17 protein-coding genes and 2 pseudogenes are annotated in these 20,175 nt (G+C 68.3%); 12 read left to right on the top strand and 7 right to left on the bottom strand.

Annotation, left to right across the window (positions count from 1 at the left end):
* Window positions 1–20: 20 nt before the first annotated feature.
* Window positions 21–548 carry an SMI1/KNR4 family protein gene (locus ACFZDA_RS10500; protein WP_391077941.1) on the bottom strand — a complete coding sequence of 176 codons (528 nt, stop codon included), beginning with the start codon at window positions 546–548 and terminating at the stop codon, window positions 21–23.
* A 678-nt stretch (window positions 549–1,226) separates the two neighbouring features.
* On the opposite strand from ACFZDA_RS10500, the gene ACFZDA_RS10495 reads away from it, so the two are divergent.
* Window positions 1,227–2,441 carry an IS110 family transposase gene (locus ACFZDA_RS10495; protein ID WP_391077938.1) on the top strand — a complete coding sequence of 405 codons (1,215 nt, stop codon included), beginning with the start codon at window positions 1,227–1,229 and terminating at the stop codon, window positions 2,439–2,441.
* Window positions 2,442–2,500: 59 nt separating this feature from the next.
* On the opposite strand, the gene ACFZDA_RS10490 is transcribed toward ACFZDA_RS10495, so the two are convergent.
* Window positions 2,501–2,770 (bottom strand): hypothetical protein, encoded by a 270-nt coding sequence (locus tag ACFZDA_RS10490; protein WP_391077936.1) that lies wholly within the window; start codon window positions 2,768–2,770, stop codon window positions 2,501–2,503.
* The gene (locus tag ACFZDA_RS10485; protein WP_391077934.1) at window positions 2,767–3,339 is read right to left on the bottom strand and encodes a hypothetical protein; all 573 of its coding nucleotides are present in this window, start codon (window positions 3,337–3,339) and stop codon (window positions 2,767–2,769) included. The genes ACFZDA_RS10490 and ACFZDA_RS10485 overlap by 4 nt, the downstream gene beginning before the upstream one ends.
* 392 nt (window positions 3,340–3,731) lie before the next feature.
* On the opposite strand from ACFZDA_RS10485, the gene ACFZDA_RS10480 reads away from it, so the two are divergent.
* A complete protein-coding gene (locus ACFZDA_RS10480) occupies window positions 3,732–4,586 on the top strand; it encodes a hypothetical protein (RefSeq protein WP_391077932.1) in 855 nt (284 codons plus the stop codon).
* 447 nt (window positions 4,587–5,033) lie between these two features.
* A pseudogene (locus tag ACFZDA_RS10475) lies at window positions 5,034–5,462 on the top strand (hypothetical protein); the annotation flags it as partial.
* A 227-nt stretch (window positions 5,463–5,689) separates the two neighbouring features.
* On the opposite strand, the gene ACFZDA_RS10470 reads toward ACFZDA_RS10475, so the two are convergent.
* The 4 genes from ACFZDA_RS10470 to ACFZDA_RS10455 all read right to left on the bottom strand — a co-directional run bounded on the left by ACFZDA_RS10470 (window position 5,690) and on the right by ACFZDA_RS10455 (window position 10,934).
* Entirely contained in the window at window positions 5,690–7,774 is a 2,085-nt protein-coding gene (locus tag ACFZDA_RS10470; RefSeq protein ID WP_391077930.1) for a beta-galactosidase, read from the bottom strand.
* Between the two features lie 76 nt (window positions 7,775–7,850).
* Entirely contained in the window at window positions 7,851–8,996 is a 1,146-nt protein-coding gene (dgoD, locus tag ACFZDA_RS10465; RefSeq protein WP_391077928.1) for a galactonate dehydratase, read from the bottom strand.
* Between the two features lie 136 nt (window positions 8,997–9,132).
* Window positions 9,133–9,897 carry an SDR family oxidoreductase gene (locus tag ACFZDA_RS10460; RefSeq protein ID WP_391077925.1) on the bottom strand — a complete coding sequence of 255 codons (765 nt, stop codon included), beginning with the start codon at window positions 9,895–9,897 and terminating at the stop codon, window positions 9,133–9,135.
* The gene (locus ACFZDA_RS10455) at window positions 9,894–10,934 is read right to left on the bottom strand and encodes a substrate-binding domain-containing protein (RefSeq protein WP_391077923.1); all 1,041 of its coding nucleotides are present in this window, start codon (window positions 10,932–10,934) and stop codon (window positions 9,894–9,896) included. The genes ACFZDA_RS10460 and ACFZDA_RS10455 overlap by 4 nt, the downstream gene beginning before the upstream one ends.
* A gap of 485 nt (window positions 10,935–11,419) precedes the next feature.
* On the opposite strand from ACFZDA_RS10455, the gene ACFZDA_RS10450 reads away from it, so the two are divergent.
* The 9 genes and pseudogenes from ACFZDA_RS10450 to ACFZDA_RS10410 all read left to right on the top strand — a co-directional run bounded on the left by ACFZDA_RS10450 (window position 11,420) and on the right by ACFZDA_RS10410 (window position 20,126).
* Entirely contained in the window at window positions 11,420–12,784 is a 1,365-nt protein-coding gene (locus tag ACFZDA_RS10450) for an extracellular solute-binding protein (RefSeq protein WP_391077921.1), read from the top strand.
* Window positions 12,781–13,806 carry an ABC transporter permease subunit gene (locus ACFZDA_RS10445; RefSeq protein WP_391077918.1) on the top strand — a complete coding sequence of 342 codons (1,026 nt, stop codon included), beginning with the start codon at window positions 12,781–12,783 and terminating at the stop codon, window positions 13,804–13,806. The genes ACFZDA_RS10450 and ACFZDA_RS10445 overlap by 4 nt, the downstream gene beginning before the upstream one ends.
* The gene (locus ACFZDA_RS10440) at window positions 13,806–14,627 is read left to right on the top strand and encodes an ABC transporter permease subunit (protein ID WP_391077915.1); all 822 of its coding nucleotides are present in this window, start codon (window positions 13,806–13,808) and stop codon (window positions 14,625–14,627) included. Before ACFZDA_RS10445 ends, ACFZDA_RS10440 begins: the two co-directional genes overlap by 1 nt.
* A 104-nt stretch (window positions 14,628–14,731) precedes the next feature.
* On the top strand, window positions 14,732–15,415 hold the full coding sequence (locus tag ACFZDA_RS10435) for a bifunctional 4-hydroxy-2-oxoglutarate aldolase/2-dehydro-3-deoxy-phosphogluconate aldolase (RefSeq protein WP_391077912.1): 684 nt from the start codon (window positions 14,732–14,734) through the stop codon (window positions 15,413–15,415).
* Window positions 15,412–16,371, top strand: a complete 960-nt coding sequence (locus ACFZDA_RS10430) for a PfkB family carbohydrate kinase (protein WP_391077908.1) — start codon at window positions 15,412–15,414, stop codon at window positions 16,369–16,371. Before ACFZDA_RS10435 ends, ACFZDA_RS10430 begins: the two co-directional genes overlap by 4 nt.
* Before the next feature lie 40 nt (window positions 16,372–16,411).
* A complete protein-coding gene (locus tag ACFZDA_RS10425) occupies window positions 16,412–17,491 on the top strand; it encodes a beta-propeller fold lactonase family protein (protein WP_391077905.1) in 1,080 nt (359 codons plus the stop codon).
* 43 nt (window positions 17,492–17,534) lie between these two features.
* Window positions 17,535–17,762: pseudogene (locus ACFZDA_RS10420) on the top strand (alpha-L-arabinofuranosidase); the annotation flags it as partial.
* Between the two features lie 215 nt (window positions 17,763–17,977).
* Window positions 17,978–19,510, top strand: a complete 1,533-nt coding sequence (locus ACFZDA_RS10415) for an alpha-L-arabinofuranosidase C-terminal domain-containing protein (RefSeq protein WP_391077903.1) — start codon at window positions 17,978–17,980, stop codon at window positions 19,508–19,510.
* Window positions 19,511–19,718: 208 nt separating this feature from the next.
* Window positions 19,719–20,126 (top strand): hypothetical protein, encoded by a 408-nt coding sequence (locus ACFZDA_RS10410; RefSeq protein ID WP_391077900.1) that lies wholly within the window; start codon window positions 19,719–19,721, stop codon window positions 20,124–20,126.
* Window positions 20,127–20,175: the final 49 nt, after the last annotated feature.

Here is a 20,175-nt window from a genome sequence, read left to right as displayed (position 1 = left end):
GGCTGTGCGTAGGAGCCCTTTCAGCGACAGAACTCCATGATGGTGTCATCGAAGTCCGGGAACTCCCGGGTTGCCTGCTCAATGACGACAGCCGGCGACTGCTTACAGTCGGCGGCGAATCGTTCGGCAACGGCCGCCAACTCCGGGTTGTGATGCGGAGTCCAGTCAGGCTCGTACGAGGTGGCCGCCTCCCAGGGACCGTATCCGCCGGCCAGCAGCCACAAGAACGCCCCCAGGTCACGCGCCAGGACACTGGTCTCACCCTCGGAACCAAGGAAGACCACAGGCTGATCAACGAGCGGGCGATGCGGGAGGACGAGCCAGAACGCCGCATAGCCCCCCGTGCCGTCCTGGCCGAACACGCGGAAGCTGTCGCCATCCAGCTCGCCGTTGCCTGTCCAAGCGCGGAACCAATCGGTGGTCTCCTCGGCGGACAGGAAGGCCGGGAACGCCTCGAAGTCGACGCCGTTGCCGTCGTTGTAGTCGAAGGGAAGTGCCAGAGCGGCAGCAAGGGCCGCAGGGAACTCCCGATCATCGGTAGGGGTCACGCGAACAGGCTAGCGAGCAGCTCTGTCACTGGGACTGCCCCATACAGGTCGCGCTGCTGGCTCAGCTCCCTTGTCGATGCGCAGCGGCTGCCGAGGCCGCGTGCTGACAACCATCAGCTGGGACCGAAGTGTCAGGCATCTCCCGGGACCTGACAGCCCGCCAGGCAAAGTGAGTTACAACTTTCTCTACTGGTTTCAAGGCCCGCGCACGGCGCGGGCGCGCGCCGCCTCTGCGGCGCGGCCTGCCTCCTGTCTGCGCCCCGGCTGGCCGCGCCCGGCGGCGCGCTCGACGGCTGCGGGCATGAAGTGGGAGACACCCTCTGTGGCTGAGGCGGTCGGCTCCACGGCTTTAGGCAGCCACTTTGGGGCGAGCCTCTAAGATCATGGCCCCAACGTCGTGCTTTAACGGGCAGGTCCACAGACTGCCCGACTCGCCGGAAGCTTACGGGGCCATGATCACTCGCCCCAAAGCAGCTCCGTAAGGTGTTTGGCGGTCCGGAAGAGTGGGGTGTGGCTCTAAAGTCGCTTGCCCCCGGTGGCTCCGGTGGAGTGGCCGCCCCGCTCTTCGGGACGCCCGGGCCGCTGATTGAGATGTGCGATTCGGTCGCTGTTTACGGAGCTGACGGCGGGGTGTCCTCGGACCGGAACGGCACGCTGTCCGAGGCCGAGGAGATGCACATGACCACACAGGTGCCCTGTTTATGGGTCGGTATCGATGCCAGCAAGGCCCACCACTGGTGGGTCGCCATCGACGAGACCGGAATCACCATCTGGAGCCGGAAGGTCAGCAACGACGAGGCCGTCATCCTCGCCGGCCTGCGCGATGTCCTTGCATTGTCCGGTGAGGTCCGCTGGGCAGTGGACCTCACCGGCACGGCGCCCGCCCTGTTGCTGGCCCTCCTCGCCGACCACGGCCAACGAGTCATCTACGTACCGGGCCGAACGGTCAACCGCATGGCCAGCGCCTACAGGGGCGAGGCCAAGACAGATGCCCGCGACGCCTACGTCATCGCCGAAACAGCCCGTCTGCGGAGAGACTTCGCCGCCGTCGAGGTGCCCACGAACCCGGTCGCTGACCTGGCTCTGCTCACGACCCACCGCACCGACTTGATTGCCGACCGGGTCCGTCTGCTCAACCGCCTCCACGACGTGCTCACCGGCATCAGCCCTGCCCTCGAAGCGGCCTTCGACTACGCCGACCACAAGGGCGCCCTGGTCCTGCTCACCGGCTACCAGACCCCCGCCGCCCTGCGCCGCTGCGGCCAGGCCCGCCTTACCCGCTGGCTCGCCGCACGAGGCGTGCGCCACCCCGAAACGGTCGCCGCCACCGCCCTCACCGCCGCGCATGCCCAGCACATCCAACTGCCCGGCCAGGACACGGCCGCGGGCATCACTGCAGACCTCGCAGCGCAAGTGCTGGCCCTGGACGAACGACTCAAGCAACTCGACCGGCAGATCAGCGACGCCTTCCGCACCCACCCGCAGGCCGCCGTCATCGAGTCGATGCCGGGGATCGGCCCCATCCTCGGCGCCGAGTTCCTCGTCGCCGCGGGCGACCTGGCTTCCTTCCCCGACGCCGGTCACCTCGCCTCCGCCGCCGGCCTGGTCCCCGTCGCCAAAGACTCCGGACGCCGCACCGGCAACCTCCGCCGGCCTCAGCGCTACAGCCGCCGCCTGCGCAGAGTGTTCTACCTCTCCGCGCAGACCAGCATCATCCGTGACGGCCCCAACCGGAGCTACTACCTCAAGAAACGAGCCCAAGGGCACAAGCACATACCCGCCGTCATCGCCCTCGCCCGCCGCCGCGTCGACGTCCTCTGGGCCCTGCTACGTGACGACCGCCCCTTCACCATCAGTCCACCAGCAAGGACACGGGCCGCTACAGCAGCTTGACTCGGTCATTAAGACTCCGCCGACCTACATCGAATCACCCTATCGCACGCGACTACGCACTATGGGATATCAGCAGAATCATCTCGCGCAGTCTTCTTTTCACCATTAGACCCCTCTGCATCGAGTTGCCGCAGAAGCGATTGCAGCACTTCCGGGTCAACCTCTTCCGCATTGAGCGTGAATTGCGTATCTCCTCGCCGAACGGTGATTTTAGGGTTCCGATTTCGGGCGGCCCTCCAGGAGAAAATGGCAGTGACGAAAGTAGCAAGAGAAACGCCTGAGCTGAATGCGATGCTCAACACGTCGAGGAGCCCACCAGCGAGTGTCACAGCTCCTCCAGCTCAACGATCAGAGCACTGCTGCCAGCCGTTATGAACGTAATGCCAAAGAACCATAGGGACTGAATCCCAACGGCATGTTGATCAATCTGATCGCTATCTTGAAGACCGGACGATATGTTCGCGAAAACGATTGACGTCAAACAAGCGATCACAATGTTTCCGAAAGCCAGGACGTTGGCAATTAACTTGCGCCGTGGCGTCCTCTTGGTGAGAATCTGCCCGGCTGCCGCGGCAGCCAACCCTGCCGTCACAATTAGCAATTCACCGCGCCCGATGAGATCCCAGAAGCCGAGGCCTTTGCCACGGCTTCCATTGATCAGCATTCCCGCAAGAATCGGCATTACCGCAAAGATGACACCAAAGAACAGCCAGTGCATCACTTTACTGAGGGCTTCTTCTCGAGTACTCAGCGAGCGAACTGCGTTAGCCGTAGCACCTGAAATGGGCAGCGAAACAGCATCATTTGATGTGCTCCTATCGCCCTGCCCCGCTACTGACTGATCAGTCGTTCCAGCAGCACTCCTTTGGGACTGCTGAGAGTCTGCCGTCTCAGACATCAGACTCCGTCCAAGCGCAGTGCCACATATGTGTGCCCCCTCCCAACCCACATTAGCGGCACTCAGTGTACTTCTGATCACCGTCTGTTGATCGAGGTTCAGGGCGCTCAGTAGGAACCGTCAGATCTCGCGGTTGCCCAGGCACCGTAACGCTCTCAAGCCTGAGCGCCCTCCCGGGCCGTCCTCGGGCCGTGGAAGGGCGCTCAATGGTGACCAACGTCGACAACTGCCGACAGCTCAGCAGCAGGTCAGGGCGTTAATCGACAAGACGGCCGCAGGTCACGGCCGCCGAAAATCAGTTGTGGCTGAACTGAGACAGGGCCGCCCCGGTCCAGCGCTCCTGTGTACGGGATTGCCGTAGGAGGAGGCAGCCGTTACGGCATGCTCGGGGCATGGACCTAGAGGGGATCGGTGCCATGTCGGCTGCAGCAGTGGCAGCGCTCGGAGTCCCAGCCGCTGTCCTGGTGGGCCGTTGGCAGATGCGCGGCGCGCTGCGAGCAGCTGAGGAGACTGGCCGTGCCGGCATTGCTCAGGCGGAGTCGACTTACAGAGCTGCCTTGGATGCTGTTCGTACCGAGGCTGACGCGGCTCACCAGCAGTGGCGACGTGGCATCCGACGTGACGCGAACGCAGGCTTCCTTCTAGCCATGACGCGCTGCGTACAGGCCGCCGAGACGCTACCGCGGGGACGACTAGAGACGTCTCAAGTCCTCAGTGCCGCCGAGGACGAACTCATTAGGGCGAAGAATGATCTGAGCGCAGCGCTTTGGGTGGTAAAGCTCGAAGGGCCTCCTCATATCGCCGACGGTGCTGGGAGCGTGTCGTCGCTTACATTCGAATTCACGGCGGCGCTGGCTCGGAAGGCTGAGTATCACCATGCGGCCAGCATCCTCTATCACCTCAGCTTGTCCAACCCCACAGCTGCGGAACTGGACGCCTCGTTGATGGGATTGGCCGTGGTAGTGAGCGAGACGGGGTACAACGCACGGCCCGGAGCACGACAGATGCCACCTCAGGAGGTGACGGAGGCCGTCGAACGCGCAACCGAGCTCCATGGCCAGCTGTCGGACGACATAGGAATGTCTGAATGGGTCGTGCTGCTCAACGAGGCGCTCAACTACTACACGGACCCAGAGGCGCTCAAGCGGCGGCTCACGTCGAGCGTAGAGCAGCTGCTCCCTGCCTGCAGACAGGCTCTGGATGCCCGATCAAGTACAGGTAATCCTTCCCTGGCGACGGATCTCTGACATCCAAAGCTGACATCAACGACGCCGGACGGGGGCGTACACCAGCATCTCTGTCCGGCCGTCGCACCAGTCGCCAGCAGCAGCCGGAGCTGACGCGGATCGAACTCCTAAAGCGGGTGTCGCAGGTTCGAATCCTGCCGGGGGCACAGGAAAAGGGCCAGCTCAGGAGGCTTTCCTCCCAGGCTGGCCCTTCGTCGTGTTCGAGGTCGTGCCACATGCGTGCCACTGGAGTCCACGCGGAGTCCACATCCGGTGTCTCTCACTGTTGGATAGGGACGTGCCGAAGAGCGATCACTACGCGAGAACCAGCATGCGACTGATCATATGGGGCTGCCTTGCCGGGTTGGCCGTGGCCTTGGCTATCCCGGTGTACATAGTGGTGGCCGTACTCCTGGGCGGGGTGCCGGCCCCATGAAGGAGCAGCCCGCGCAGGCGTTGTCTCAATGAGACTCAGTCTGGGAAGTCGGGTCGACGGGGTACGAGTGGGACGCCGAGCAGCGCAGGCACTACGAGGGCGGAGAGCCGTACAAGGACTTCAACAAGGACAAGACCGGCGAAGGCTACTGGTGGGACTCCTACATCCCGGAGAGCCAGGTCGGTGCCCCCAGCTCGCTCGACTGCACCAAACCGATCTTCTGGGTGGACAACGGCGACCCGTCGCCGGCGAACATCCCTCAGGCCATCACTCCGGAGATTCTGGCCCAGCTCGCGTACGCCGAAATCCGCGTCCCGTCGACGACCGTGAAGCTCGCGCCCAAGGACACCACGAAGGTGAACCTGCCGACCTGGGCATGGCTGGACTCAGCAAAGTTCAAACCGGTGTCGGTGACGGCCAGCGTTCCGTTGCTGAACATCCAGGCGACGACCACCGCCGAGCAGGCGTGAGCGCTGCGCGGTGCCGGTGCAGCGCCGCGAGATCGTGCCGGTCGAACGGGGAGTTCTCCAGCCACTTCACCGAGCCGACGAACAGCAACTCCTTGGCGGCACCGGGAGTCAGTCGGTTCCCCTTGTGCAGGGCCAGGCGCAGCAGGGCGCGGCCGACGTGGCGCGGACTGACCTCGCGCTGACCCGTATGCGAGGGGAACTGGAACGTCATCCCCGTCTCATCGGTTTTCACGGTGGGCTCGGGGAACGTGACGGAGGACCGCCCCACCGAACGGCGGCAGGCGCACACCACCAGCGACGGGCGACGGGGGGTCGCCTGCCAGCAGGTCCTCGGGCTGGATCACTCCGGTCCCGAGATCGATGGTCACCTCGTCGGTGGTGTGGTTGAGCAGGAAGAGGTGGTCGGAGCCGTCGGCGGCGCGGCGGCGGACGGCTTCGACGCCATCGGGGGTGTCCAGGACAGGCGTGACCCCGGCACCGGTGCAGCAGTCCAGGACGAGGCGGCGCATGGTCTCCCGGTCGGGTGACGTGCCGAGGTAGGTGGCGGTGCCGGTGCCGAAGCGGTGCCGGGTGGCCGCGGGCCGCCCCTTCAGTTCCCCGTCGGTGTAGGCAGCCAGCGCCTCGGCACCGGCAAGGTCGATCACGTCCTGCCAGTCGGTCGCGGTGCCGGTGTGTCCGGCGTGGTGCAGCCCGTGGGCCCGGTCGGTCTGCAGCGGGTTGAAGTCGTCGATGTCGATGCCCAGCAGGTCGCGGAAAGCGCCGGGGTGGCCGCCGGGCCGTACCCGGTCGTACTCGTCGACGATGCCTGAGAAGTACGACATGAGCAGGTGACCGCCCGCGCGCACGTACGCGGTGATGTTGGCGGTGGCGGCGTCATCGACCAGGTAGAGGTTGGGGACGACCACCAGGCGGTAGGGGCTGAGGTCGGTGTGCGGGCGGACGAAGTCGACGGGGACGTTGGCGTTCCACAGCGGGCGGTAGTGGTCGATCAGGCGGTCGGTGAAGTGCAGGTCGCTGGAGGGGTGGTCGGGCCCCTCCAGCGCCCACCAGTTCTCCCAGTCCCACACCACGGCCACCTCGGCCGCGTCGCAGGCGCCGCCCGCAAGGTCCGCCAGCCGCGCCACGTCCCGGCCCAGGTCGGCCACCTCGCGCCAGGTGCGGGTGCGGGTGCCGCCGTGCGGGACCATGGCCGAGTGGAAGCGTTCGGCGCCGGCCCGGGAGGCCCGCCACTGGAAGAACATCACCGAATCCGCGCCCCGGGCCACCGCCTGCAGCGAGCGCACCCGCAACTGGCCTTCCGGCCGGGAGTGGTTGCGGTTGCCTGCGAGGTTTCTGCCGGTGGCGGACTCCAGCATCAGCCATGGCCGGCCGCCGCGCAGCGAGCGCATGAGGTCGAAGTTGTACGCGGCGAGGAGCTGGCCTTCGGGATCCTCAGGGCGCGCGTAGATGTCGAGGGAGACGATGTCCTCCTCCGCTGCCCACCGCCAGTAGTCCAGGTACTTGAAGGAGCCCATGAAGTTGGTGGAGACCGGCAGGTCGGGAGTGTGGCGGCGGATGATGTCGCGTTCGGCGGTGCAGCACTCCAGTGCCGCGGCGTCGGAGAAGCGGAAGAAGTCCAGCAGTTGGCCGGGGTTGGGGCCGGAGATCAGCCGGGAGCGGGCGGCGGGGGTGCCGACGTGGTCGAAGGAGTCGTAGCGCTGGCCCCAGAAGGCCGTGCCCCAGGCGTCGTTGAGGGCGTCGATCGTGCCGTAGCGGTCGGCGAGCCAGCGGCGGAAGTGCGCCACGGAGACGGGGCAGTGGCAGCCGAAGCCGATGTACTCGTTGCCGATGTGCCACATGGCCAGTGCGGGATGGCCGGCGTAGCGCTCGGCGAGTCGGTCGGTGATGCGCGCCGCGTAGTGCCGGAAGACCGGTGAGGACTGGCAGTAGTGGCAGCGGGCGCCGAAGGCGATTCTGCGGCCGTCGCCGTCCACGGGCAGCGTCTCGGGATGTTCGTGGGCGAGCCAGGAGGGCGGTGCGGCGGTGGGCGTGGCCAGGTCGACGCCCACGCCTGCTTCGGCCAGCAGGTCCATCACCTCGTCCAGCCACCCGAAGTCGAAGACACCGGGCCGTGGCTCCAGCAGGCCCCAGGAGAACACGCCGACGGTGACGAGGTTCACGCCTGCCTCGCGCATCAGGCGGACGTCCTCCCGCCAGGTGGCGGCCGGCCACTGCTCGGGGTTGTAGTCGCCGCCGTACGCCAGGCCACCCAGCCGTTGGCGCAGCCGCTTCAGGCGTTCTTCGGCGGGGTCGGTACGAGACACGGGCTCTCCTGTCGTCGGTTCGGAAAGGGGCCGGGGAGGCGTCGGCTGCTGCTGTACAGAGCGAAGTCAGGGGCCGCTACCAGGAGGCCAGCGAGCCGTCCGCGTTGCGCCACAGGGGGTTGCGCCAGTGGTGGCCGCGTTCGGCGGCGGTGCGGACCGCGTCCTCGTCGATGGTGATGCCCAGACCCGGTGCGGTCGGGCGCTCGATGTAGCCGTCGCGGAACGCGAAGGTCTCCGGGTCCACGAGGTAGTCCAGCAGTCCGCTGCTGTCGCCGTAGCCGATGCCGAGGGCCTGTTCCTGGATGAGGAAGTTGGGTATGGCGAAGTCGAGTTGCAGGCTGGCGGCCAGCGCGATCGGGCCGAGCGGGCAGTGCGGCGCCACCAGGACGTCGTACGCCTCCGCCATCGACGCGATGCGCCGGCTCTCGGAGATGCCGCCGGCGTGACTGATGTCCGGCTGTGCCACGGCGATGCCGTCCGACAGCACGGAGCGGAAGTCCCAGCGGGAGTAGAGCCGTTCACCGGTCGCGATGGGGATCGAGGTGGAGCGTGCGACGGCACCGAGGTCCTGGGTGAACTCGGGCAGCACCGGCTCCTCCACGAACATCGGCAGCAGCGGTTCCAGCAACGGCAGGACGCGCCGGGACATCGCTCCGCTGAAGCGGCCGTGGAAGTCCAGTGCCACGTCGCGGTCCGGGCCGATGGCCTCCCGGACCGTTCTGGTGGTCTCCACGATGGCGTTGATCGCGCCGGCCGTGGCGAGTGGCTCCAGCTGTCCGCAGGGGTTGAGTTTGACCGCGGTCATGCCCTTGGCGACCTGTGCGGCCGCCGACTCGGCCAGATCGTCGAGCGTCTTCCCGCCGACCCAGCCGTAGACGCGTACCCGGTCACGCACATGGCCGCCGAGCAGCTGGTACACCGGCACGCCGTGGGCCTTGCCCGCGATGTCCCACAGGGCCTGGTCGATGCCTGCGAGGGCACTGTTCAGTACGACGCCGCCGCGGTAGAAGCCGCCCTTGGCGAGCGTCTGCCAGTGCTCCTCGATGCGGGCGGGGTCCTGCCCCACGAGGTAGTCGAACATCTCCTCGACGCACTTGGCGACGGTGTGCGCCTTGCCCTCGACGATGGGCTCTCCCCAGCCGGAGATGCCCTCGTCGGTGTCGACCCGCAGGAAGAGCCAGCGCGGTTCGACGAGGAAGAGTTCGTATCCAGTGATCTTCACGGTGGGGACCTCCGGGTCCTGGTGCGCGGCCCGAGGGCCGGTTGGTGCGAGGGAGGGGCGGTGTGGGAGTACGGGCCAGGGGCGCTGAAGGTACGAGGTTCGCGGGCGGTCCACGTGGCTGCCCGGGTACCTCGTGCTACTCCTGGGAACTGATGCTGCGGCCGCCGTCCACGAGCAGGTTCTGGCCGGTGATGAACGAGGCGTCGTCGGAGGCGAAGAAGGCCACGGCGGCCGCGATGTCCTCGGGGGTGCCGAGCCGGCCGACCGGCGTGCGCGCGGAAGTCCGGGCCCGGTACTCAGGGTCGACCTGTCCCCACAGGGGCGTGACCACGGCTCCTGGAAGGATGGAGTTGAACCTGACTTGCCCCCCGTACTCGACGGCGAGTTGGCGCACCAGGGCGTCGATGCCGCCCTTGGCCGCCGCGTATGCGGGGAAGCCCCTGAACCCGAGGGCCGCGTGGATGGAGGAGGTGACGACCACCGCGCCATGGGCGGCCCGGAGCAGGGGGAGCGTGGCCCGGACGCCGTAGAGGACCGAGTCGAGGCAGAGACGCAGCTGGTCGTGCCAGGTGGCGTCGTCCAGCTCGTGCGCCGGCCCGTACAGGTTCCGGCCGGCGTTGAGGTGCACGATGTCGAGGTGGCCTGTCCAGGACGTCACCGCCTCGACGGTCTCGGTCCACGCGTCGGCCGAGGTGACGTCGAGCCGACGGTGCAGGGCCCGGCCTCCCTCGGCGCGGATCTCCTCGGCCACCCGGCGGGCGCCCTCGGCGTCCACGTCGGTGACGAGGACCGACGCGCCTTCGGCGGCCAGGCGGTGGGCGGTGGCCTCGCCGATGCCGGAGGCGGCCGCGGTGAGCAGGGCCGTACGGCCTTCGAAGCGGGTGAGGTCGGCCCAACTCATGGGGAACCTCCTGGTCTTGCTGTCGAACCACGCAGCATCAGACGCGGTTCGGTGGGTATGACGATGTCTCCGAGTGGCGCCCCCTCGATGGCTCCCACCAGGGCGTCCACGGCCGCGGTGCCCAGTTCGTACAGGGGCATCGCCACCGTGGTCAGCGGCGGGGAGAGGTGGCCGGCGACCGGCAGGTCGTCGTTGCCGACCACGGAGACGTCCTCGGGGATACGCAGGCCGAGGTCGCGGACCGCCGCCATGGCGCCGATGGCCTGGGCGAGGGAGCTGGTGTAGAGCGCGGTGACCGGCGGACGCGTTGCGCCGTCGGCCGGACGGAGCAGTTCCAGTGCCGCGGACACACCTCCCTCCTCGGTGAAGTCACCGGACGCGACAGGGGCGGCGGACAGCCCGAGTTCCTCGGCGCGCCGCAGGAACGCCTCCCTGCGGACCTCACCGGGGGTGATGCCCGGCGGGCCCGCGATGTGTCCGACCGCGCGGTGACCGAGGGAGTGCAGGTGGTCGAGGGCGGTGACGCTGGAGCGGGCCACGTCCATGGTGACGTTCCGGCCGGAACCCTCCACGGCGCGGTTGAGGAAGACATGGGGCACCGGGCTGCGGCTCAGAGCGTCCAGCAGCGGATGTCCGGGGCGCGCGGAGGCGATGAGCAGTCCGTCGACCCGGCCCTCCTGCACCAGGTCGTTGAAAGTTTCGTCGGCTTCCTGCCCGTCGAAGTCCTCCGCGAGCAGGGAGAGATAGCCCAGTTCGCGGGCACGCTGATAGGCGCCGCGAGCGATGGTGACGTACGTGGGGTTGCCCAGAGCGGGGACAAGCAGGGCCAGGGCGTGCGTGCTGGCACCGGCCAGGGCCCGGGCCCCGGAGTGGGGGCGGTAGCCCAGCGCCTCAGCGGCCTCGTGGACGCGGCGCCGGGTCTCCGGACGGACGGACAGATCCTGCCTGCCGTTGAGCACCTTGGACACGGTGGCCTTGGACACTCCGGCTTTCTCCGCCACATCCACCAGCCTGGCTCTCACGGGCTGTTCCGGCATGTGGGCCTCCCCCTTTCCGATGTGCGCCAGGGGCGCTCGGAGTATCCGGCGATGGCGTGTTCCGACCCCTTGACACCTTCTGGCGCCGCAACTTAACGTTCACGCCAGCTCAAGTCAACCGGTTTCCTCAAGTGGAAATAAGCGGTATATCTGAGCAAAACCAAAGAAACCGGTCAACTCACCCCTCTCGTTGTCGCTGGCTGAAAATTGACGACACGTAAGGCGCGTGAGGAAGCATCCCGAATGGCGCACCGCGCACGTGACCACCGTCGCAACCGCGACTTCGTCACGACCGCGCCGGCATCCCCGAACGCAGATGAAATCCCTGCCCGGGGGAGTCGGTGAATCGCTGAGCGAGTCCGGCGCTCCCTCCTCTCAGCTTCCCTGCTTCCTTCAGGCGCCCGCATGCCGCCCACATGCCGCCCGCATGCCGCCCGCATGCCGCCCGCACGTCCCATACGCCCTATAGGAAAGGGTTTGCACCCATGTCCAAGCTGCCCACGACGTCCCTCGACAGACGCCGATTCCTCGCCCTCTCCGCCGGTGCCGCACTCGGCGCGTCCGCACTGTCCGCATGTGCCGCCTCCGTCGACGAGGGAGGCGGTTCCGGGAAAGGCGGTTCCGGTGGAGGCGGCCGCACGACGCTCACCGTCATGTCCGTCGACAGCGAGATGGACAAGAAGACCATCGCTGCCGCCGAGCAGGCGCTGGGCGTGAAGATCAGCTACCTCGGCTTCGACCAGACCAAGCTCAACGCGATGCTGGCCAGCAAGAACCCGCCGGACGTGGTGCGCGGCAGCGGGGCGACGGACACGCCGTACTTCGCCGCCCGCGGGCTGATGGCCGATCTGGACCCCTACTTCGCGAAGAGCGCGGCGCTCAAGGTCTCCGATCTGGACCCGGTCAACGACCTGTGGCGCTACGACGGCAAGACGCAGGGAGCGGGCCCGCGCTACGGCATGGCGAAGGACTACTCACAGGACGCGATGTTCTGGTACCGCGCCGACATGTTCGAGGCTGCGAAGCTGGACCTGCCCGGCGGCACCGAGCCGCTGCCCTACGACGAGTGGCTGGACCTGGGCAAGCGGCTGGTCAAGCGCCGGCTCGGCAAGGTGAAGGTGTACGGGATGAACGCCGGGGGTGGCAACACCGCCATGTTCATGGGCATGACCGCCTCGGCCGGCGGCAGGCTGTTCGCCGACGATCTCGCCTCCGTCGACTTCTCCTCGCCCGAGGCGTTGAAGGCACTGCGCTGGTACCTGGAGTACGCCAAGGCCAACATCGGCCCGAGCCCCGTCAACCCGAACCCGGACGGCTGGGACTGGCCCACCTACCAGGCCAACCGCATGGCGATGGCCAGTGACGGCTACTGGTTCGGCGGGATGATCGGCGGCGATGCGAAGATCGCCGAGGTGTCGCGGTTGGCCCCCGCGCCGCAGCTGGGCAGCCACCGCATCAGCCCCTGCTTCGGTGCCACGGGCTACTGGATACCCAAGGAGGCCAAGAACAAGGACGCCGCCTGGAAGTTCTTCGAGTGGTACTTCGGCGGCCAGCCGGCCAAGGACCGGGCCGGCAGCGGCTGGGGCATCCCGACCCTGAAGTCACTGCACCCGATGATGCCGCAGGACAAGCCCTACCAGAAGCAGGCCTACACCGTCCAGCAGAAGGAACTGCCGTACCTCCAGGTCATGTCTGTCACCCCGTACACGCAGGTGACCGCTCTGGACGCGGTGATCAACAAGGTGCTGCCGGGAGCGGTCAGGTCGGACAGGTCCGCCGGGAAGGTCGCGGACGCGCTCAACTCGCAGATGAACAACCTGATCGCCAAGGGCAAGGAGCTGGTGGGGTGAGCACCCATCAGGTCACCGGCGGCACCGCCCGGGTCGCGCCGTCCCCCTCCTCGGGGGCGGCCGCCCGCCCGGCACACAGGCGGTTCTCACTCAGACAGCGCAGGGCATGGGCCTTCTACGCGTTCACCGGCCCGTGGGTGCTGGGCTTCCTGGCACTGACGGCCTACCCGCTCGGCTACGCGCTGTGGCTGAGCTTCACCAACTCCGACGGACTCTCCAGCCGTACCCGTTTCGTCGGTCTGACGAACTACAAGGAGGTCTTCTCCGACCCGGACACCCTGGCCTCCCTCGGCCGGACCGCGCTGTTCACCGGCATCACCCTGCCGCTGTCGATCGTGGCCGGGCTGCTGCTGGCGGTGCTGGTCAACCAGCCGATCCGCTCCCGGGGCCTGTTCCGCACGCTGCTGTACCTGCCCGCGGTCGTGCCGCCGGTCGGCGCGGCGCTCACCTTCAAGCTGATCTTCGACCGGGACTCGGGGTCGGCCAACGGACTCCTGGACCTCCTCCACGTCAACGGCGTGTCCTGGCTGGTCGACCCCTACGCCCGCTGGGTGCTGATCGTCCTGACGATGTGGGGCGTCGGCAACGTCATGATCGTCTCGCTCGCCGGGCTCCAGGACATCCCGAAGGAGCTTCTCGAGGCGGCGCGGGTCGACGGAGCCAGTTCCTGGCAGTCCTTCACCCGGATCACCCTGCCGCTGCTCTCGCCGGTGATCTTCTTCCAGGTCGTCACCGGGATCATCGGATCGCTGCAGAGCCTCGCGCCGCTGCTGATCGCGCTCAACCCCAACCCGGCGGGCGTGACGTCCGTGCCCCAGAGCAACTACTTCTACATGATCAACGTCATCGCCCAGTTCTTCGCCAACGGACGCTACGGCTACGCCTCAGCGATGCTGTGGGTGCTCTTCGCGATCATCATCGTCGTCACCTTCCTGCTGTTCAAGGTGAGCAAGGGCGCCGTGTTCTACTCCGTGGAAGCGGAGCCGGAGAAGAACAGGCCTCGCAGAATGGGAGACGCGTGATGGTGTTCGCCCGGCGCAACGCGATCTACATGCTCCTCGTGGCGCTGCTCGTCCTCTTCCTCAGCCCCTTCGGCTGGCTGGCGGTCACGGCACTCAAGGATGCCTCGGAACTACGGGTCATGCCCATCCACTGGTGGCCGCATCACCCGAGCCTGGACAACTTCCGACAGGCACTGACCACGTTCGACTACCTCGGCTACGCCCGCAACTCCCTGACGATCTCCGGCGTCTACGCCGTGCTGGTCACCCTCGCCTCGGCCTGGGCCGGATTCGGCTTCGCCCGGCTGACCGCCCCGGGCAAGCGGGCCATCTTCGCCGTCCTGATGTCGACGATGATGCTGCCGGGGATCATCACCCTCATCCCGACCTACCTGATGTTCGCCAAGCTCCACCTGCTGAACACCTACATGCCGTGGGTACTGTGGGGCCTGTGCGGCGCACCGTATCTGATCTTCCTGTTCCGGCAGTTCTTCAGCAACATGCCGAAGGAACTGGAGGAGGCCGCGATCATCGACGGCTGCGGTACCTTCCGGATCTTCCTGCGGATCTTCCTGCCGCAGTCGTGGCCAGTGATCGCCACCAGCCTGATCCTGTCCTTCAGTTGGTCATGGGGCGACTACATCGGCCCCGCGCTGCTGCTGGACGACGCGCACACCACCCTCGCGGTCAAGCTCGCCACCGGCTACGTCAACGCACACGGCCTGCCGATGCCCAACCTCGTCGCGGCGGGCGCCGTGATGTACGTCGTCCCCGTGCTGGCCCTGTTCCTGATCATGCAACGCGGCTTCATCTCCGGGATTTCCACCTCCGGACTCAAATGACCCACAAGGAAACTGATTCAACGTCAGTTTTTCTCGTGAGACCTGAAAGGCAAGACGATCATGACCGACGTCCAGGGCACCGACACGACTCGCGAGGTGGGGTGATGGAACGCCCGGCCCTCACCCCGCAGCTCGGCCGGACCAGGGTCATGGCCATCCTCCGGTCGGTCGACGCCTCGGGCCTGCCCGCCGTTGCCCGCGCGCTCGCGGCCGGCGGCATCACCTGCCTGGAGGTCACCCTCACGACCCGCGGCGCGCTCGACACCCTGGCCTGGATCAGAGACGACCTCGGGCCCGAGGTCGCGGTGGGCGCGGGCACGGTCATGAGCTGTGGCCAGGCCCGGGACGCGCTGGCGGCGGGTGCCGACTTCCTGGTGGCGCCCATCGTCGACGCCGACGTCATACGCGGCGCGGCGAAGAGCGGTGTGCCGTGCTATCCGGGCGCGTGGACGCCGACCGAGGTTCACGCCGCCTGGCGGGCCGGTGCCGCCGCCGTCAAGCTGTTCCCGGCCTCGACCGGCGGTCCCGGACATGTGCGTCAACTCCGCGCTCCTTTGCCGGAGATCCCGCTGCTGGCCGTGGGCGGCGTCGACGTCGCCCACGCCGGTGAGTACGTCGCCGCGGGAGCGTGCGCCGTGGGAATCGGGTCCCCGCTGCTGCGCGGGGCGGACCGGGACCCGAGCGCCGGGGCACTGGAGTCCCTCACCACGAGGGCGCGCGACCTGCTCGACGCGGTCGGCGACACCGTGCGGCTCCCCCATCCCGAGGCCGAGGGGGCCGACCGGTGAGCAGGCGGCACAAGGAGCCCTATCTCGTCACGGTGGGCGAGACCCTGGCGGCGCTGTCCGCGTCCCGGCCGGGCCCCCTCTCCCTGGGGGCGGATGTGCGCCTGGGACTGGCCGGAGCGGAGTCCAACGTCGCCGTCGGAGTCAGCCGGCTCGGCGGCAGCGCCACCTGGATCGGCCGTGTCAGCGACGACGCGCTCGGCGACCTCATCCTGCGCGAACTGCGCGCCGAAGGGGTCACCACGCTCCCCGTACGCGACCCCGCCCCCACCTCACTGCTGCTGAAGGAGCGACGCACCACCGGCCACAACCGCACGTACTACTACCGCACCCACTCCGCCGGTTCGCGGCTGGTCCCTGAGGACATCCCCGAGGACGTCGTCGCCGGGGCGGCCGTCCTGCACGTCACCGGTATCACACCCGCGCTGGGTGACGGCCCCGCCCGGGCCGTCGCGCGGGCCGTGGACATCGCCGCCGACGCCGGGGTGACCGTGTCCCTGGACATCAACTTCCGCTCCCTGCTGTGGAGCGAGGCAGAGGCCCGTGCCGCCCTGATCCCGCTGCTGCGCCGCTGCGACCTGGTCTTCGCCGGACAGCACGAGGCGGAGCTCACGGTGGACGGCGCCAAAGACCCGGGCCGACTCGCGGAAGGCATCTGCCACTTCGGCCCCGCCTCCGCCGTGATCAAGCGGGGCGCCGAGGGCGCGTACGCGCTCATCGACGGCCGCTCGTACCGGCAGCCCGCCATCCCCGTCCAGGTGCACGACTCCGTCGGCGCGGGCGACGCCTTCGCCGCCGGCTACCTCGCCGAACTCCTCGCGGGCGAGCCGCCTGAGCGGCGGCTGAGGACGGCAGCCCTGCTCGGCGCCTTCGCGGTCAGCACCGCCGGTGACTGGGAGGGCCTGCCCCGGCGCTCCGAACTGCGGCTCCTCGACCACCACGACGACAACGTCCGCTGACCGCCCCGACGGCCTCCCCGCATCCACCCAAGGACCACTCATGCCCAGCCGTAGCTCCGACGACCGTCCCCTCGTCCTCGCCGGCTCCTATACCCCGGACAGCGGGGGTGACGGCACCGGAGTCGCCGCCCTGCGGCTCGATCCGGCTACCGGCGGACTGTCGTACGACGGCGGGGTGCCGCCCGTGCCGGTCAGCGGCGCATCCTTCCTCGCCGGGCACCCGGTCCTCGATGCCGTCTACAGCACGAACGAGACCGGTCCGGGAACCGTCAGTGCCGTCACCAGGCTGCGCCCCGACGGTGTCCTGACCCCGCTGGGCGCCCCGGTCGACAGCGGCGGCGCAAACCCCTGCCATCTCACCGTCCACCCGGACGGAGGCTGGCTGCTGACCGCCAACTACGGCAGTGACACGGTGCGCGGCAGTGTCGGCGTGGTCCGCCTCGACGCGGACGGACGCCCGGTGGAGCTGACCGATGTCGCCGTCCATGAAGGGGCGGGCCCGGTCGCCGGACGGCAGGAGAGCAGCCACGCCCACCAGGTGCTCGTCGACCCGGCGGGGCGTTACGTCCTCGCCACCGATCTCGGCGCGGACGCCGTCTTCACCTACCGGCTCGACACCCGCACCGGACGTCTCGAACAGACGGCGGTGAGCCACCTGCGTGCCGGCTCCGGCCCGCGCCACCTCGCCTTCTCTCCCGACGGGGAACTGGTCTTCAGCGCGGACGAACTGTCCTCGACCCTCACCTGTCACCGGTACGACGCCGCGCAGGGCACCCTGACGGCTGTCGCCACCGTGCCCGCCACCGCGGCCCGGGACGTCGTCAACCAGCCCGGCGGCATCGTCGTCTCCCCCTGCGGTCGCTTCGTCTGGCTGACCAACCGCGGAGCCGACACCGTGGCCGGGTTCCGGGTCACCGGCACCGCCCCGGAGCCCATCGGCGAGACGGCGAGCGGTGGCACGTGGCCCCGCGGCCTGACCTACGCGGCCGGTCATCTGCTGGTCGCCAACCAGCACAGCGGCACGTTGGCGGCCCTGCGCGTCCTCGGTTCGGGAGCCCTCGAGCAGGCCGCCCCAGCCACCCGCGCACCCTCCGTCGTGTGCGCGCTCGTTCTCCGCTGACCCACTGCGACTCCCTTGTTCGGCGTCCGTGTGAAAGGCAGTCATGTCCGTTCCTGGAGACACCCCGGTCGCACGCTTCTCCCTCGACTCGGCCTTCGGTGTCGGTGCCGTCCACCCCCGGCTGTACGGGTCGTTCGTCGAGCACCTGGGCCGCTGCGTCTACACCGGCCTCTACGAGCCCGGCCACCCGCGGGCCGGCACCGACGGTCTGCGCCAGGACGTCCTGGAACCGGTCCGGGAACTGGGTGTCACCACCGTGCGCTACCCCGGTCGTCTGGTGCGCGCCTGACCGTGGAGCGAGCCGAGGCGGGCACCAGCACCGACTCTCCTCGACATCGCCGAAGCCGATCACCTCGACCCTGCCTCGGACTCGCAGGTGGGCGTCGGCGAGAGCGCGCAGCACATCCATCACCGTGGTCCGTCACACAGAACACACCGCGCCCAGCCTTCTCAACGATCCAAACCACCCATGTTGGAGTACCACCCGTGTCCACTGCCACTGCCACCGCGGTCATCAACCTCGACATCGAGGGTCCGAAGATCAGCCGACACCTCTACGGTCACTTCGCCGAGCACCTCGGCCGCTGCGTATACGGCGGCTTCTGGGTGGGCGAGGACTCACCGATCCCCCATGTGGGCGGCATCCGCCTCGACGTCGTCGAGGCCCTGCGCGCCCTGAACATCCCCAACCTGCGCTGGCCCGGCGGCTGTTTCGCCGACGAGTACCACTGGAAGGACGGCATCGGCCCGCGCGAGCAGCGCCCCCGCATGGTCAACACCCACTGGGGCAACGTCGAGGAGAACAACCACTTCGGCACCCACGAGTTCATGGCCCTGTGCGAACTCCTCGGCGCCGAACCGTACATCAGCGGCAACGTCGGCTCCGGCACCGTGCAGGAGATGAGCGAGTGGGTCGAGTACCTCACCCGGGACGGCGACAGCCCCATGGTGCGACTGCGCAAGGCCAACGGCCGCCACGAGCCCTGGCGCGTGAAGTACTGGGGCATCGGCAACGAGACCTGGGGCTGCGGCGGCAACATGCGCGCCGAGTACTCCGCCGACCTGGCCCGGCAGTACGCCACGTACTGCCGCGACCACGGCGACAACAAGCTCTACCGCATCGCCTCCGGCGCGAACGGTGACGACTACAAGTGGACCGAGACGCTGATGCAGCAGATCAGCTGCTTCGGCTGCGAGGCCACCCCCCGCACCTTCTTCCAGGGGATCTCCGTCCACCACTACACGATGGCCGGTCCCCGGGATGCCAAGGGCAGCGCCACCGACTTCGACACGGACGACTACTACCGGACGATGCTGTCCGCGCGGAAGATCGACCGCATCCTCGCCGGCCACTCCACGGTCATGGACATCTACGACCCCGGCCGGAGCGTCGGCCTGGTCCTGGACGAGTGGGGCACCTGGTGGGACGTGGAGCCGGACACGAACCCGGGCTTCCTGTTCCAGCAGAACACCTTGCGGGACGCCCTGGTGGCGAGCACGCACTTCGACATCTTCCACCGGCACGCCGCCCGCCTGTACATGGCCAACATCGCCCAGACCGTCAACGTCCTGCAGGCGATGGTCCTCACCGACGGCGACACGCTCGTTCTGACCCCCACCTACCACGTCTTCGAGATGAACAAGGGGCACCAGGACGCCGCCTCGCTCGATGTCCACCTGCGTACGCTCAACACCCGGCGCAGCGTGGGAAACGAGGAACTGGACACCCTGTCCGCCTCGGCCAGCGTCAAAGACGGAACGGTCCTCGTCTCGCTGACCAACCTGGACGCGCAGAAGCCCGCCGAGGTGACGCTCGACCTGCGCGGCGGCACCGTCGGGGAGCCGACCGCCCGGCTGCTGACCGCGGACCGGCTCCAGGTCCACAACAACCCCCACATGCCAGAGGCTGTGGCCCCGCGCCCGTTCAACGGCGTGAAGGCAACCGGCCAGGGGCTTGTGCTGACGATTCCGCCGCACTCGTTCGTCACCGTCGAGGCTCCCCTGGCCCGCACGAGCTGAGAACCGCCATGACGACCAGGAGATCCGACGCCGCCGCGCAGACGATGATCGACGTCGGCACGGCTCTGCCAGACCACGGTCACCGAAGCGCCGAAGCCGCCGGCTTCACCGCCTGGCACGCCAAGTCGGGTGCCTGGGAGCCCGACGGCGAGCGCCTCGTCCGGCAGACGGCCGGCGGCACCGGCGTCAGGCTGTCGCTCGGGAGGCGGTGGACGGGCCGCCGTACGTCTTCGCCGTCCGGGCCAGGAAACCGGCCGGAGCGCAGGGATTCGTCCTCGGCTTCGCGGGAACCTCCTCCGGCGACTGGTACCAGTGGACCGTCGGCGGCTGGAAGAACCGGCCCAAACGATTGCAGTGCGTGGACGACGGCATCCAGCACGACATCACCGACGCGAGCAGGCCCCTCGAGACCGGCCGCCGGGTACGACCTGCGCGTCGGCGTGGACGGGCGGCGCATCCGCTGCTACCGCGCCGACGGGCTGCTCCCCGACATGGGGGTCCTGCCGCACGCCATGAGCCGCTCGCCAAGGACATCACCATCGAGGTGGTCCGACGCAACCCCGACGACGAGGGCAGAGGCTTTCTGTCCCCGCCTCCCCGGCCGAGGACCGGGTGACCGGCCCGGTCTGCGATCTCCCGCCCTGCTCCTTCACCGTTCTGCACCG

This window comes from Streptomyces sp. NPDC007991 (genome assembly GCF_042958445.1).
Taxonomy (GTDB): domain Bacteria; phylum Actinomycetota; class Actinomycetes; order Streptomycetales; family Streptomycetaceae; genus Streptomyces.
This window is presented reverse-complemented; position numbering and strand designations above follow the sequence as displayed.